This window comes from Xanthobacter lutulentifluminis (assembly GCF_043194675.2).
Taxonomy (GTDB): domain Bacteria; phylum Pseudomonadota; class Alphaproteobacteria; order Rhizobiales; family Xanthobacteraceae; genus Xanthobacter.
In genome coordinates this window covers 2,191,286-2,203,889 of record NZ_CM195525.1, presented here as the reverse complement: position 1 = coordinate 2,203,889, position 12,604 = coordinate 2,191,286, and the positions used below count along the sequence as shown (strand labels likewise).

General features: G+C 72.1%; 12 protein-coding genes. 2 read left to right on the top strand and 10 right to left on the bottom strand.

Translation table 11 applies throughout. From position 1 onward, the window contains the following. Window positions 1–5: 5 nt before the first annotated feature. The 9 genes from V5F49_RS10045 to smc all read right to left on the bottom strand — a co-directional run bounded on the left by V5F49_RS10045 (window position 6) and on the right by smc (window position 10,264). On the bottom strand, window positions 6–686 hold the full coding sequence (locus V5F49_RS10045) for a DJ-1/PfpI family protein (protein WP_394117448.1): 681 nt from the start codon (window positions 684–686) through the stop codon (window positions 6–8). Between the two features lie 53 nt (window positions 687–739). Then, the gene (locus V5F49_RS10040; RefSeq protein ID WP_394117449.1) at window positions 740–1,618 is read right to left on the bottom strand and encodes an HpcH/HpaI aldolase/citrate lyase family protein; all 879 of its coding nucleotides are present in this window, start codon (window positions 1,616–1,618) and stop codon (window positions 740–742) included. A gap of 171 nt (window positions 1,619–1,789) precedes the next feature. After that, entirely contained in the window at window positions 1,790–3,004 is a 1,215-nt protein-coding gene (locus V5F49_RS10035) for an SGNH/GDSL hydrolase family protein (RefSeq protein ID WP_394117450.1), read from the bottom strand. Window positions 3,005–3,497: 493 nt separating this feature from the next. After that, window positions 3,498–3,989 carry a F0F1 ATP synthase subunit B family protein gene (locus V5F49_RS10030; RefSeq protein WP_394117451.1) on the bottom strand — a complete coding sequence of 164 codons (492 nt, stop codon included), beginning with the start codon at window positions 3,987–3,989 and terminating at the stop codon, window positions 3,498–3,500. Window positions 3,990–4,135: 146 nt separating this feature from the next. Continuing rightward, window positions 4,136–4,831, bottom strand: coding sequence for a F0F1 ATP synthase subunit B (locus V5F49_RS10025; protein ID WP_509210768.1), 696 nt, complete (start codon window positions 4,829–4,831; stop codon window positions 4,136–4,138). A gap of 100 nt (window positions 4,832–4,931) precedes the next feature. Next, window positions 4,932–5,159 carry a F0F1 ATP synthase subunit C gene (locus V5F49_RS10020; protein ID WP_394117453.1) on the bottom strand — a complete coding sequence of 76 codons (228 nt, stop codon included), beginning with the start codon at window positions 5,157–5,159 and terminating at the stop codon, window positions 4,932–4,934. A gap of 59 nt (window positions 5,160–5,218) precedes the next feature. Further along, the gene (locus V5F49_RS10015) at window positions 5,219–5,971 is read right to left on the bottom strand and encodes a F0F1 ATP synthase subunit A (RefSeq protein ID WP_394117454.1); all 753 of its coding nucleotides are present in this window, start codon (window positions 5,969–5,971) and stop codon (window positions 5,219–5,221) included. Between the two features lie 243 nt (window positions 5,972–6,214). Next, a complete protein-coding gene (locus tag V5F49_RS10010) occupies window positions 6,215–6,598 on the bottom strand; it encodes an AtpZ/AtpI family protein (RefSeq protein ID WP_394117455.1) in 384 nt (127 codons plus the stop codon). 213 nt (window positions 6,599–6,811) lie between these two features. Next, on the bottom strand, window positions 6,812–10,264 hold the full coding sequence (smc, locus tag V5F49_RS10005; RefSeq protein ID WP_394117456.1) for a chromosome segregation protein SMC: 3,453 nt from the start codon (window positions 10,262–10,264) through the stop codon (window positions 6,812–6,814). A gap of 326 nt (window positions 10,265–10,590) precedes the next feature. Between smc and V5F49_RS10000 the strand changes: the two genes are divergently transcribed. Both V5F49_RS10000 and V5F49_RS09995 read left to right on the top strand, forming a co-directional pair. Further along, the gene (locus tag V5F49_RS10000; RefSeq protein WP_394117457.1) at window positions 10,591–11,514 is read left to right on the top strand and encodes a tetratricopeptide repeat protein; all 924 of its coding nucleotides are present in this window, start codon (window positions 10,591–10,593) and stop codon (window positions 11,512–11,514) included. 11 nt (window positions 11,515–11,525) lie between these two features. Then, entirely contained in the window at window positions 11,526–12,197 is a 672-nt protein-coding gene (locus V5F49_RS09995) for an LON peptidase substrate-binding domain-containing protein (RefSeq protein ID WP_394117458.1), read from the top strand. Between the two features lie 29 nt (window positions 12,198–12,226). Here V5F49_RS09995 and V5F49_RS09990 read toward each other — a convergent pair whose 3' ends face one another. Beyond that, the gene (locus V5F49_RS09990) at window positions 12,227–12,574 is read right to left on the bottom strand and encodes a hypothetical protein (protein ID WP_394117459.1); all 348 of its coding nucleotides are present in this window, start codon (window positions 12,572–12,574) and stop codon (window positions 12,227–12,229) included. Window positions 12,575–12,604 lie beyond the last annotated feature (30 nt).

Genomic DNA, 12,604 nt, shown 5'->3' with positions numbered 1-12,604 from the left:
GCGGGTCAGATCCGCGCGCCGGCGCGCCGGGCCGCCGCGTCGCGCTTGTCCTGGAAGGCCTGGGTGGAAGCGCGCACCTCGTCCACCAGCCGCGGGTCCTCGCGGTCGCGCGGCGGGAAGGCGGGGGCGGGCTGGTACTCGATGGCGAGGGCGATGCGCCGCGCCTCCTCCTCCCCCGCCACCTCGGCGGCGATGGCGAGCGCGAGATCGAGGCCGGAGGACACCCCGGCGCCGGTGATGCGGTTGCGGTCCACCACCACCCGCTCCTCCACCGGGATGGCGCCGAGATGGGCCAGCTGCGGCAGAGAGAGCCAGTGGCAGGTGGCGCGATAGCCCTGCAGCAGCCCGGCCGCGCCCAGCAGGAGCGAGCCGGTGCAGACCGAGGTGACGTAACGCGCCTGCACCGCCATGCGGCGCAGGAAATCCAGCGTCGGCCCGTCCTCCATCAGCTCCAGCTGGCCGGGCCCGCCGGGCACGAACAGCAGGTGGCAGCCTGCCACCTCGTCGAAGGTGGTGGTGGCCATGATGGAGAGGCCGGCCACGTCCTCCACCGGCTTGCGCCGGCTCTTGGCCACGATCTCGATCTTCGCCCCGGGAATGCGGGCGAACACCTCGAACGGGCCGGTGAGGTCGAGCTGCGTCATGCGCGGGAAGGCGAGCATGGCGATGTGGAAGGGCGTGGCCATAAGGAAGAGCCTCGGGACGGGAGGACCGTGGGCGCGACGGCCCGGCAGCCGCGTCAGGCGCGGGCGGCGATGGCGTCGGCGACGGCCACCGTGCGCTTGGCCATCTCCGCGTGCAACAGCTCCACCATCCGCCCGTCGAGGGTGATGACGCCCTTGCCGGCATTCTCCGGCAGCGCGAACGCGGCGATGATGGCGCGGGCGCGCGCCACCTCGGCCTCCGGCGGGGAGAACAGGGTGTTGCACGGCTCGATCTGGCTGGGGTGGATCAGCGTCTTGCCGTCCATGCCGAAGGACACGCCCTGGAGGCATTCCTCCTTGAAGCCGTCGAGGTCCTGGAACTGGTTCCACACGCCGTCCAGCACGTCCACGCCGAACGCGCTGCCGGCGGCCACCACCAGCTGCAGCCACGCCACCATGGGCGCGCGGCCGGGCACGAGGGCGGCGCGCGTCTCCTTGGCGAGGTCGTTGGTGCCGAGCACGAACACCGCAAGGCGCGTCAGCGGGTCCTGGGCGGAGGCGGCGATGGCCCTGATGTCGAGGATGGCGAGGGGGGTCTCGATCATGGCCCAGACCCGCGTGGTCTGCGGCACGCCCAGCGCCTCCAGACGCCGGCCGACGGTGACCAGCTGCTCCACGCTCTGCACCTTCGGCAGGAGGATGGCGTCGGGCGCGGCTGAGGCGGCGGCGTCGAGGTCGTCGGAGCCCCATGGCGTGTCGAGGCCGTTGATGCGGATCACCACCTCGCGCGGGCCGAAGCCGCCGGCCTTCACCGTCTCAACGATACGGGCGCGGGCCTCCACCTTGGCGTCGGGGGCGACCGCGTCCTCGAGGTCGAGAATCACGCCGTCCGCCGGCAGGGTGCGGGCCTTTTCCAGCGCGCGGGCGTTGGAGCCGGGCATGTAGAGGACGCTGCGGCGCGGACGGATGGTCATGGCGGTTCCTTTGCTCGGCGATGCGGTCCCGTCCGCATCGTCCCCGCCCGAATCGGTAAAGCGCCGCCTGCGCTTTGAAAAGGGGGCGCGCTGCATTGCGGCATCCGACGAAGGCCTCAGAGCGGTGCTCCGGCCGTGCCGATGTGCCGCGCGAGGCGGGATGAAACCGCTTCAGTGCGGGGCGTTGGCCTCGCCGCCAGGCGGCGGCCAGGAGAAATCGTCGGCGCGGCCGCGCAGCGGCGGCGGTGCGACCCCGTCCTTCAGCACCCGGGCGGAGGCTTTCGCGCTGGTGGAGACGGCCACCGGATCGGGCGCCTTGGCCGGCGCGCCGGCCAGGGAGACCGCGCGGTCGCCGGAGGGAGCGGTGGCATCGGGCGCCGACGGCGCCTTGCCCGGCTCCTCCAGCATCCGGTTGATGTCCTTCTGCACGAAGAACGCCAGCTTGCGGCCACCGGCCCGCGTGAAGCGCACGCCATCGCTGAGCCGCAGGCGGCGACGCTGGCCATCCACCGCCGGGCCGTTGGCGAGGAATTTTCCGTCCTCGTCCACGAAGCCGTCCCAGACATTGGCGAAGGCGAGGCCGGCCCGCGCCGCGCGGGTGCGCAGCACCTCGTTCAGGCGGGCATAGTCGTCGGACAGCGTACCGTTCGCCACCGGCGCCACGCCCACCACGATGACGCGGCCGGCCTTGTCGCGAACGGCGGCGAGCACATCGTCGACCCGTTTGCCGTAGAGCTCGATCCACCGTTCCGTCAGCGGCTGGGCGGAGGTGTCCCCGTCCTTGATGGGCTGGAGATCGTCCGAGCCGAGGGCGATGACCGTGACCGTGGGGCGGCCGGCGGCAATGGCGTCGGGCGCGCGCACCACCCAGTCCACCGGCGTCGGCAGATAGCCGCTCTCGTCCACCGTGTTCTCGACGATGGCGATGCGGGCCCTGTCCGGCACGTAGGCGTCGGCGAGGCCCTGGGCGAGCTGCGCGGCGAGGCGGTCGCCGATGACCAGCACGAACTGGTTGGGCGCGGAGCGCTTGCCCTGCACGGCCGCGTCGGCCGAGCCGTAGACGATGCCTTCGGGTTCCGGCGGCGCCTGGCGCTTGGGTTGCGGCGGCGGGACCAGAACCTCCGGCTGCGGCTGGAACGGCCACCAGCCGGAATTGCGGTTGGGCGCCGGCGGCCGGGGCTGGGCCCGGGGAACATCGGCCGGCGGCCGGAAGATGGAGAAGAAATCCCCCTGTGCGGCCGCCGGGCGACCGGCATCGGCGAACAGGGCAGCGCCCAGGACCGCAAGCAGGATCAGGAGGCCGCGCCAGGGCGCACGCCCGGGACAGCCGGCGGCGGTCCGGCGGGTGCGATCCGGCGCCCGGGGGGCGCGAGCAAGGGGGGCCATCTGCCTCATGCCCTAGCAATGAACCAGGCCGCCGGCCGTTTCAAGGCGCAGCGCGGCATGGGCGTGTGGTCCAAGGCAGGGGAGCCGGTCTGCCCGCCGGACATAAGGGGCGGTTTTCGCGCACGGCGGATGCGGTCCGGCGGCAACCGCCGGGTCGCCCCTCAGCGCGCAGGCATGGGGAGCGCGGCGGCCGGGCAGCAGGCGCCGATGGGTGGCAGGCAGCGGCGCAGCGGCCCGCCGGCTGCGCGAACCGCACGGGTCGGGCCACGCCGGCGCGTCGGCGGTCTGGTGAACCCGTCCGTCCGCGGCCTGCTGCAAAGGCATCGAATGCGGTGCCCGGGCTCGATCGGTGGCGTGCGGGGATGGGGACGCCGGGCGGGGTCGCCTCCCGCGGTGTGCCCGCCGGAAAAAGAAAGAGGCCGCCCCGAAGGCGGCCTTTGCTCTGTCTCGCCACTGATGCTTGGGGCCCGTGCGTGTGGGCCGGCCCCGGCGATCAGTTCAGCTTGGACTTCACCTCGCCGATGGCATGGGAGATCAGCCGGTCCCCGGCATCGCCGCGGGCGGCGGAGCCCAGCAGGGCCTCGGCGGCCTTGGCGGCGGCGTCGGCGGCGATCGCCTTCACGTCGGCAACGGCCTGGTGCTCGGCCTGGGCGATCTTCTCTTCCGCCATCTTGGTGCGGCGGGTCACGAAATCCTCGAGCTTGGCCTTGGCCTCGGCGGCGAGGCGCTCGGCTTCCGCCTTGGCGGCGGTGACGATGGACTCGGCCTCGGCCTCCGCCTCGCGCTGCTTGCGCTTGAACTCGGCCACCAGCTTCTGCGCCTCCTCCTTGAGGCGGCGGGCCTCTTCCAGCTCGGCGGAGATGCGCTGGCCGCGGGTGTCGAGGGCGGCGGCGATGGCGCGGTGCGCGCCCACATAGATCAGGATGCCCACGAAGACCACGAAGGCGATGGCGACCCAGAGTTCGGCAAGACTCATCTCATTCATCGCAGGGTCCTCGGATCCGTCGGCGGCCTTCCGGCCTCGTCAAGGGGCGGCGCCCCGGTCGGAACATCCAGATGCCGCGGCCGCTGCCTACCGGCGCGCCGCGGCGGAAACAGAATGGCGGCGCCAGATGCGCCGCCGGACGGGCCTCAGGCCGCGTCCTTGCTGGCGAGGGCGCCGTCCACCGCGGTCTCCACCTCGGACGAGGCGGGGCTCGTGCCGATCAGGGTCGAGACGATGGCGTGGGTGGCGTCCACGGCGATGCCCCGCACATGGGTGAGGGCCTCGGTCTTGGTGGAGGCGATGCGCCCTTCCGCGGCGGCGAGCTTGGCGGAGAGGTCCGCCTCCAGCGCCTTGCGGTTGGCGTCCGAATCGGCCGCCAGGCGGTTGCGGGTATCACCCGCGATGGTGTTGGCCTTGGCGCGGGCCTCGGCGAGGGCCTTCTCGTAGGAGGCCTGGGCGGCCTCGCTGTCGGCCTTGTGCTTCGCCGCTTCCTCGAGGTCGTCGGCGATGCGGTCGTGGCGCTCCTCCAGGATGCGGCCGATGCGCGGCAGCGCGACCCGGCTCATCAGGAGGTACAGCAGCCCGAAGCTCAGGACGAGCCACAGGAGCTGGGAAGCGAAAGTGGTCCCATCGAAGGGCGGGAAGTGGCTCTTTTTCCCGTGGCCGGCATCCGCCTGGCCCTCGGCCGCGCCATGGGCGGCGGGAGCCGCGTCATGGGTGCCCTGACCATGGTTGCCCGGGGCCGCCTGGGCGACCTTCGCCGCCGGAGCAGCGGGATCGCTCGCCGCCGAGAGGGGAGCGCCCCAGAGGACCGCACCCGTCAGCGCCAGCGCGACAGTCATTTTCCACGACTTCATCATGGCTTGCCCGCCTTCGCACCTGAACCTTGGCTGTCACAGCCGCCCGGGCGCGGACGCCCGGGGACCTCGGTCGTCCGGGCGATCAGGCCACGAACAGCAGGACGAGGGCGACGACGAGCGCGAAGATGCCGAGACCTTCCGCGAGCGCCGCGCCGATGAACGCGCGGGCGAACTGGCCGTCGGAGGCCGACGGGTTGCGCAGGGCGCCGGAGAGGAAGTTGCCGAAGATGTTGCCGACGCCGATGGCGGCCAGACCCATGCCGAGGGCGGCGAGACCGGCACCAATGTACTTACCAGCTGCGGGATCCATGGGACTGCTCCTTGAGAAAGGTTGTGATGGCTGGAACCGTACGTTGCGAGACCCTGGCCTCAGTGGCCGGGGTGGATCGCATCGTTGAGGTAGATGGAGGTGAGCACCGCGAAGACGTACGCCTGCAGCACCGCCACCAGAAGCTCGAGCGCGGTGAGCGCCACGATCATGAGGAATGGCAGGGTGGCGCCGAACCAGCCCAGCACGCCGGCCGAGGCGAGGCCCACCACGAAGAAGGCGAACACCTTGAGCGCGATATGTCCCGCCAGCATGTTGGCGAACAGACGCAGCGACAGGCTGATCGGACGGGAGAGGAAGGACACCACCTCGATCACCACCAGGAACGGCAGCAGGAAGGCCGGCACGCCCGACGGCACGAACAGGTGCAGGAAGTGGGTGCCGTGCTTGACGAAGCCGTAGATGATCACGGTGCCGATCACCAGCAGCGCCAGCGCGGCGGTGACGATCAGGTGGGCGGTGACGGTGAAGGTGTAGGGGATGAGCCCCACCAGGTTCGCCACCAGCACGAACATGAACAGCGAGAACACCAGCGGGAAGAAGACCATGCCTTCGCTGCCCGCCGAATCACGCACCATCTTGGCGATGAACTCGTAGCTCATCTCCGCCGCCGACTGCGCCCGCCCGGGCACCAGCGTGCGGCCGCGCGTGGCGTAGGTGAGGAAGAAGAAGATGATCGCCACGATGGCGAACATGAAAAAGGCGGCGTTCGTGAACGAGAACTGGACGTTGCTGAACGTCAGCAGGTCCACGTAGCGCTTGATCTCGAACTGGTGGATCGGATCGACGACCATCCGAGCACGCCCCCTGTCAAACGCGGCCAAGCCGCTGATCCAAAGTCACGGCCCGAGGGCCGGCGAAGTCCTGCCCGGCCGCGCCCGCAAGGCGGCGGCCCTGAAACCTGCGCGGCGCCTGCCGCTCCCGACCCAGCTGCGGCGGCTGCCGCGCTCGGGTCCTCTGCGGCCGAAGCCGCGATCCTGCCCCATGTCCCGCCGCGCCGGCCTGCGGCGGATCACCCCGCCCCGCGCCGGCGCCCGTCAGGAGCCGCCCTTGCCGCGGTTCCGGCCTTCGCCGGAGGCCCGCAGCATGTTCATCACGCCGGCAGCGAAGCCGACCAGCGTGAACACGATCAGCCCCCAGGGCGTGATCGACAGAAGGCGGTCGATGCCATAGCCGATGAGCGAGCCCACCAGAACGCCCGACACGAATTCCGCACCCAGCCGGAAGGCCAGCGCCACGCCCGATTTGGACGAGGTGTCGCGCCCTTTGGCGGCAGGCTCCTCGCCCTTCGAGCGGATGGTGCCCAACGACGTGTTGAGCCGCTCCAGCCTCGCGGAAAGCTCGGTGTCGCTGGGCCGGGAGCCTTCCGCCCGGTTCGGTCCTTGGCTGCCCCCATTATGGGTGTCGTCAGGTCCGGACATGGCGCAAACCCCGGCTCCGGTGAAGGGCGGGAGCCCTCCTCCTCGAAACCGCGGCGCACCATAGTTGCGTCAAAATTGGGTGTCAAGGCGCGCGGCACTGGCCTTAAGTCTATGCAAGAATTGAATAAAAATGTGACTGCGACATCGTGCTTCGCCGCAATTGGCGGCCACCTTACCCACAGGCGGCAAACCGGCTGGTGCCGGGATAGGCCGCTAGACCGCTTCGCGCAGCCGTTCCGCGCCCTGAAGATCCACCGAGACGAGGCGTGAGACGCCCCGTTCGGCCATGGTCACGCCGAACAGCCGGTTCTGGTGCGCCATGGTGATCGGGTTGTGGGTGATGGTGAGGAAGCGCGTGTCGGTCAGCCGTGTCATCTCCTCCAGCAGGGTGCAGAATCGCTCCACGTTGGCGTCGTCGAGCGGCGCGTCCACCTCGTCGAGCACGCAGATGGGCGCGGGATTGGTGAGGAACACGGCGAAGATCAGCGCCATGGCGGTCAACGCCTGCTCGCCGCCGGAAAGCAGCGAGAGCGTCTGCGGCTTCTTGCCCGGGGGCTTGGCGATGATGTCGAGGCCGGCCTCCAGCGGGTCCTCCGCCTCGGTCAGCACCAATTGGGCCTCGCCGCCGCCGAACAGGGTGTCGAACAGCTTCTTGAAGTGGGCGTCCACCACCACGAACGAGGCCTGAAGCCGTTCGCGCGCCTCGCGATTCAGGCTCTGGATGGCGCCGCGCAGGCGCTTGATGGCCTCCACCAGGTCGTCGCGCTCCGAGACCAGCTTGGTGTGCTGGCCCTCGGCCTCCTCCAGCTCCACGTCGGCACGCAGGTTGACCGCGCCGAGCCGGTCGCGGTCGCGCTTGGCCCGCTCCAGCGTCGCCTCGATGGCGGATACATCGGGCGGCGGCGCGTCGGCGGGAAGGCCGGCCTGCTCGCGGGCAAGGTCCGGCGGGCCGTCCAGCACGTCGGCGATCTCGCGCTGCAGGTCGTCGCGACGCTGGCGGGCGGCTTCAAGGCGGGCGTCGGCGCGGGCGGCCTCGGCCCTGGCGCCGGACATGGCCTCCAGCGCCTCGCGGGCGGCGCGGTCGGAGCTGGCGAGCGCGGCCTCGCCTTCGGCCAGCCGGTCGGCGGCGGCACGGCGGGCGGCCTCGGCCTCCTCCAGCGCGGTCATGAGCGCGCGGCGGCGGCGGATGAATTCGGACGGGGCTTCCTCGATCTCCTCCAGCTCGGCCCGGGCTTCGGCCTCGCGCGCGGCCACCGCCGCCAGCCGGTCGCCGGCGCCGCCTGCGCGCAGCCGCCAGGAGCGCTCCTCGCCGACGATGGCCTCCATGCGGCGCATGCGGGCGGTGGCGTCGCGGCGCAGGGCATCGAGCCGGCCGCGGGCTTCGGAGAGGGCGGCGCGGCGCTCGGCGGTCTCGGCGCGGGCGCGGGCGAGGTCCGCCTCCAGCACCTGCGGGGTATCGAGCGCCAGCAACTGGGCCTGCGCCTCCTCCTGCGCCGCCTCGCCTTCCTCGCGCACGGCGGCGAGGCGGGTGCGGGCCTCGGCGAGGGCGGAGAGGCGGGCGAGGTGCTGGGCGGCGCGGCGCTCGGCCGCCTCCAGCATCATGCGGCTCGCCTCGGCGGCGCGCTGGCAGGTGCGGCGGGCCTCGCGGGCGGTGGACTCGGCCTCGGCGGCGCGGCGCAGGGCGCTCTCGCGGCCGGCGAGGGTCGCGCGGACTTCCTCCAGATGCGCCTCGGCGACGGCCGCCTCCGCCTCGATGTCCGCCAGCCGGTTGCGCTCGGCGAGGCGGCGGGCGGCGGCGGTGGGAGCATCGGCGGCGGCGGTCACCCCATCCCAGCGCCACAGGTCGCCCTGAAGCGACACGAGGCGCTGGCCGGTGGCGAGGCGGCGGGACAGATCGGGCCCCGCCTCGCGCGCGACGATGCCCACCTGAGCGAGGCGCCGGGCCAGCGCCGGCACGCCGGAGACGAAACGGGACAAGGGCTCGGCGCCCGGCGGCAGCGGCGGGTCGGCGGGATCGGCCGCGGCGCCGGCCCAGCGGGCGGAGGCGGCGGCGTCCACCGGCAGGTCGAGGTCGTCGCCCAGCGCGGCGCCCAGCGCCGTCTCGTAGCCCTTGGTCACCTGCAGCAGGTCGGCCACCGGCGGGAAGCGGTGATCGGTGGATTGCAGCAGCTTGGCGAGGGTGCGGGCCTCGGCATCGAGCCGGCTGAAGCGGGATTGCGCCTCGGACAGGGCGGGTCGCAGGTCCTCCATGGCGCGGCGGGCGGCGGCGTGATCGGCCTCGGCGGCGGCGCTCGCCTCCTCGGCCTCGGCGAGGGCATCGCGGGCGGCCTCGGCCTCCATGCGGATGCCTTCCAGCGCCTCGGTGCCGGCCTGCTGCTTCAGCCGCGCCTCTTCCGCCTCCACCGAGGCGCGCTCGGCGGCGTTGCGCACCAGGCGATCGCGAATCTCGCGCGTTTCCTTCTCCAGCGAGGCGCGCCGCGCGCCGAGATCGGCGAAATCGGCGGTCTTCTCTTCCAGCGCCCGCTCGGCCTCCTCCAGATGGGTGGCGGCCTCCTCCAGGCGGTCGGCGGCGATGGCTTCCTGCTCGGCCGCCTCTTCCTGCTCGAAACGCAGGGTCTCGGCCTCGGCGGCGAGGCGCTCCAGCACGCCGCCGGCGTCGGCGGAGAGGGCGCGCTCGCGCTCGGTGTCCTGCGCCAGCTGGGCAAGGCGGCGCTCCAGCTCGCCCTTGCGGGCGGAGAGGCGGGTCTCCTCGGCGTCGAGCTCGGCGCGGGCGTGGACGAGGCGCTGCAGGGCGGCGGCGGCCTCCGCCTCCTTCTGGCGCAGCGGCGGCAAGGCGTGGGCGGCGAGCGCCTGCAGGCGGGCGGCCTCAGCCTGGATGCGGGTGTGCTCGGCGCCGTCGCGGCGGCTCGCCTCCACCGCCCGCTCGGCCTCGGCGAGGGCGCGCGTCACCTCGCTCCAGCGCAGCCAGAGCAGGGTGGCCTCGCACTGGCGGATCTCGGCGGCGACGGCGCGATAGCGCACGGTCTGGCGCGACTGGCGGCGCAGGCTCTCCACCTGCGTGCCCAGCTGGGTGATGACGTCCTCCAGCCGCAGCAAATTCTGCTCGGCGGCCTTCAGGCGCGTCTCGGCCTCGTGGCGGCGGGCGTGCAGGCCGGCGACGCCGGCGGCCTCCTCCAGGATGCGGCGGCGGGCGTTGGGCTTGGCGCCGACGATCTCGCCGATCTGCCCCTGCCGCACCAGCGCCGGCGAGCGGGCACCGGTGGAGGCATCGGCGAACAGCAGGTTGACGTCGCGGGCGCGCACGTCCTTGCCGTTGATGCGGTAGCTCGATCCCGACCCGCGCTCGATGCGGCGCACCACCTCCAGCTGCTCCCACTCGTTGAAGGTGGCGGGGGCGGTGCGGTCGGAATTGTCGAGGTGCAGAGCCACCTCGGCGGTGTTGCGCGAGGGGCGGCCGGTGGTGCCGGCGAAGATCACGTCGTCCATGTCCTGGGCGCGCATGGCCTTGTGCGAGCTTTCGCCCATCACCCAGCGCAGCGCTTCCACGAGGTTGGACTTGCCGCAGCCGTTCGGGCCCACCACGCCGGTCAGCCCCGGCTCGATCACGAGATCGGTCGGCTCGACGAAGGTCTTGAAGCCGACGAGCCGCAGGCGGTCGAACTTCATCAGGTCGCGGCGGGGTTGGCCGGCAGGCCGGCGTGAAGGATCATCGGTGCGGTGTGACAGCCTTGGCGGTTCCGGTCAAATCAGCCTGCTCCCCCGCGCCTGTCCGCGCAAGGCATGGCGGCGCAACGATCCACAGCGCGCCGGGCGGCTCCGCGCGGGTCTTTCGGTTGGATTGCGATCATGGGTTGCAGCGCCGTGCGCCTTACCTTCCGGCCGCGAAAGCGGTAGAAGGCGCCACACCGATTGCAAGCGCGCGGCGGACGCCCATCTATGGGCTGACCGCCCGGACGACGCGCCGGGCGTCGGGTTTTCGGGGATCTGGACAGATGCTGTTGAACCAGGCGGGCGCCACGGGCGCGGGAGCGGGCAACGGGGCGGCCGGTGGCGGTGACATCATCGACACCACCACCCAGACCTTCATGGCCGACGTGATGGAGGAATCCCGGCGCCGCCCGGTGCTGGTGGACTTCTGGGCGCCCTGGTGCGGCCCGTGCAAGACCCTCGGCCCGGTGCTGGAGAAGGTGGTGGCCGCCGCCAAGGGCAAGGTGCGCCTCGCCAAACTGAACATCGACGCCGACCCGGTCATCCCCGGCAAGCTCGGCATCCAGTCCGTGCCCACGGTCTACGCCTTCGTGAACGGCCAGCCCGTGGACGGCTTCATGGGCGCCCTGCCCGAGGGGCAGGTGAAGGCGTTCGTGGAGCGGCTGATCGGCCCGGCCGAGGCCGGCCTCGAGGAGGCGCTCGCCGCCGCCGAGGGCGCGCTGGCCGAGGGCGACCTCACCGCCGCCGCCGAGATCTTCGCCGGCGTGCTGGGCGAGGAGCCGGACAATCTGAAGGCCCTGACCGGCCTCATCCGCACCCAGGTGGCCGCCGGCGCCCTCGACCAGGCCAAGGCGCTTTTGGCGCAGGTGCCGGCCGACAAGCAGGCCGACAGCCTGGTGGCCGCCGCCCGCGCCGCGCTGGAGGTGGCCGAGCAGGCCGCCGCCCTCGGCGACCTCACCACCCTTCAGGCCAAGGTGGACATCGACCCCACCGACCATCAGGCCCGCTTCGATCTCGCCCTTGCGCTCAACGCCCGGGGCCGGCGCGAGCAGGCGCTCATCCATTTGCTCGACATCGTCAAGCGTGACCGCTCGTGGAACGAGGACGGCGCCCGCAAGCAGCTCGTCCAGCTGTTCGAGGCCTGGGGGCCGACCGATCCGCTCACCCTCACCGGCCGTAAGAAGCTGTCGGCGATCATGTTCGCCTGAGGACCTTTGTCGTGGCTGCCAACCGCTCGTATTTGTCGCCGGCGGATATCCCGCCGGTGATCCCGGTGTTCCCGCTCTCCGGCGCGCTGCTGCTGCCGCGCGCGGAGCTGCCGCTGAACATCTTCGAGCCGCGCTACCTGGCCATGGTGGATGCGGCGCTGGGCGGTCCGCGGCTGATCGGCATGGTGCAGCCCGACGAGAACGCGCCCTCGGATGCGCGCGGGCCGGGCGTGTTCAGGGTGGGGTGTGTCGGCCGCCTCACCCAGTTCAGCGAGACCGGGGACGGGCGCTATCTCATCACGCTCACCGGCGTGTGCCGGTTCAATGTGGTGGAAGAAGTGGCGGCAACCACGCCCTATCGCCAGTTCCAGGTGGATACCGCACCCTTCCGGCGGGATTTCGAGGCTTCCTCCGGCGAGGCGGAGGTGGATCGTCAGGCGGTGCTCGCCGCGCTCGCCGCCTTCCTCGACGCCAACAAGCTGGAGGCGGACTGGGACGGCATCCGCCAGGCCGGAACCGAGACGCTGGTGAACGCCCTGTCGGTGATGTCGCCCTATGGCGCGCTGGAGAAGCAGGCGCTCTTGGAGGCCGACAGCCTGAAGGCGCGGGCCGACATGCTGGTGGCCATCACCCAGATGATGCTGGCCCGCATGCCGGGCGACGGCGAGGGCTCGCTGCAATAAGCCCGCGAAGGCCTGCGCCGACGGCCCGGCTACGGCTCCTCGGCGAAGCGGACGCGCCCGGCGGGCGTCAGGGTGCGCGCATCATAGGTGCGGATTTCCACGGTTCCGCCTATATCCAGCGTCAGCACCACCAGGTCGCCCGAGACGCCGGCGGCGAGAATTTTCGCGCCCTTGGGCAAAACGGCGGTCATCTCGCCGGTGGTCACGGGCTTGGCGCGGAGCATGCGGTAGCCGATGACGCCGAACACCGCCGCCACCCCCAGCACCATGACCAGCATGGACACGCTGGAAAAGCGCCGGAACTTGCGGATCAGATTCTCCTGCTCCGGGGTCAGCGGCTCTTCGGGCGTGTCGGCGGGGGGCGGTCGAAGGAACATGGAGGGGCCGGAGCTCCTGAAGGGTCACGG

Bases quoted from the DNA above. Each gene is read 5' to 3' on its own strand.
- V5F49_RS10045 (WP_394117448.1), bottom strand. From the start codon at position 686: ATGGCCACGCCCTTCCACATCGCCATGCTCGCCTTCCCGCGCATGACG.
- V5F49_RS10040 (WP_394117449.1), bottom strand. From the start codon at position 1,618: ATGACCATCCGTCCGCGCCGCAGCGTCCTCTACATGCCCGGCTCCAAC.
- V5F49_RS10035 (WP_394117450.1), bottom strand. From the start codon at position 3,004: ATGGCCCCCCTTGCTCGCGCCCCCCGGGCGCCGGATCGCACCCGCCGG.
- V5F49_RS10030 (WP_394117451.1), bottom strand. From the start codon at position 3,989: ATGAATGAGATGAGTCTTGCCGAACTCTGGGTCGCCATCGCCTTCGTG.
- V5F49_RS10025 (WP_509210768.1), bottom strand. From the start codon at position 4,831: ATGACTGTCGCGCTGGCGCTGACGGGTGCGGTCCTCTGGGGCGCTCCC.
- V5F49_RS10020 (WP_394117453.1), bottom strand. From the start codon at position 5,159: ATGGATCCCGCAGCTGGTAAGTACATTGGTGCCGGTCTCGCCGCCCTC.
- V5F49_RS10015 (WP_394117454.1), bottom strand. From the start codon at position 5,971: ATGGTCGTCGATCCGATCCACCAGTTCGAGATCAAGCGCTACGTGGAC.
- V5F49_RS10010 (WP_394117455.1), bottom strand. From the start codon at position 6,598: ATGTCCGGACCTGACGACACCCATAATGGGGGCAGCCAAGGACCGAAC.
- smc (WP_394117456.1), bottom strand. From the start codon at position 10,264: ATGAAGTTCGACCGCCTGCGGCTCGTCGGCTTCAAGACCTTCGTCGAG.
- V5F49_RS10000 (WP_394117457.1), top strand. From the start codon at position 10,591: ATGCTGTTGAACCAGGCGGGCGCCACGGGCGCGGGAGCGGGCAACGGG.
- V5F49_RS09990 (WP_394117459.1), bottom strand. From the start codon at position 12,574: ATGTTCCTTCGACCGCCCCCCGCCGACACGCCCGAAGAGCCGCTGACC.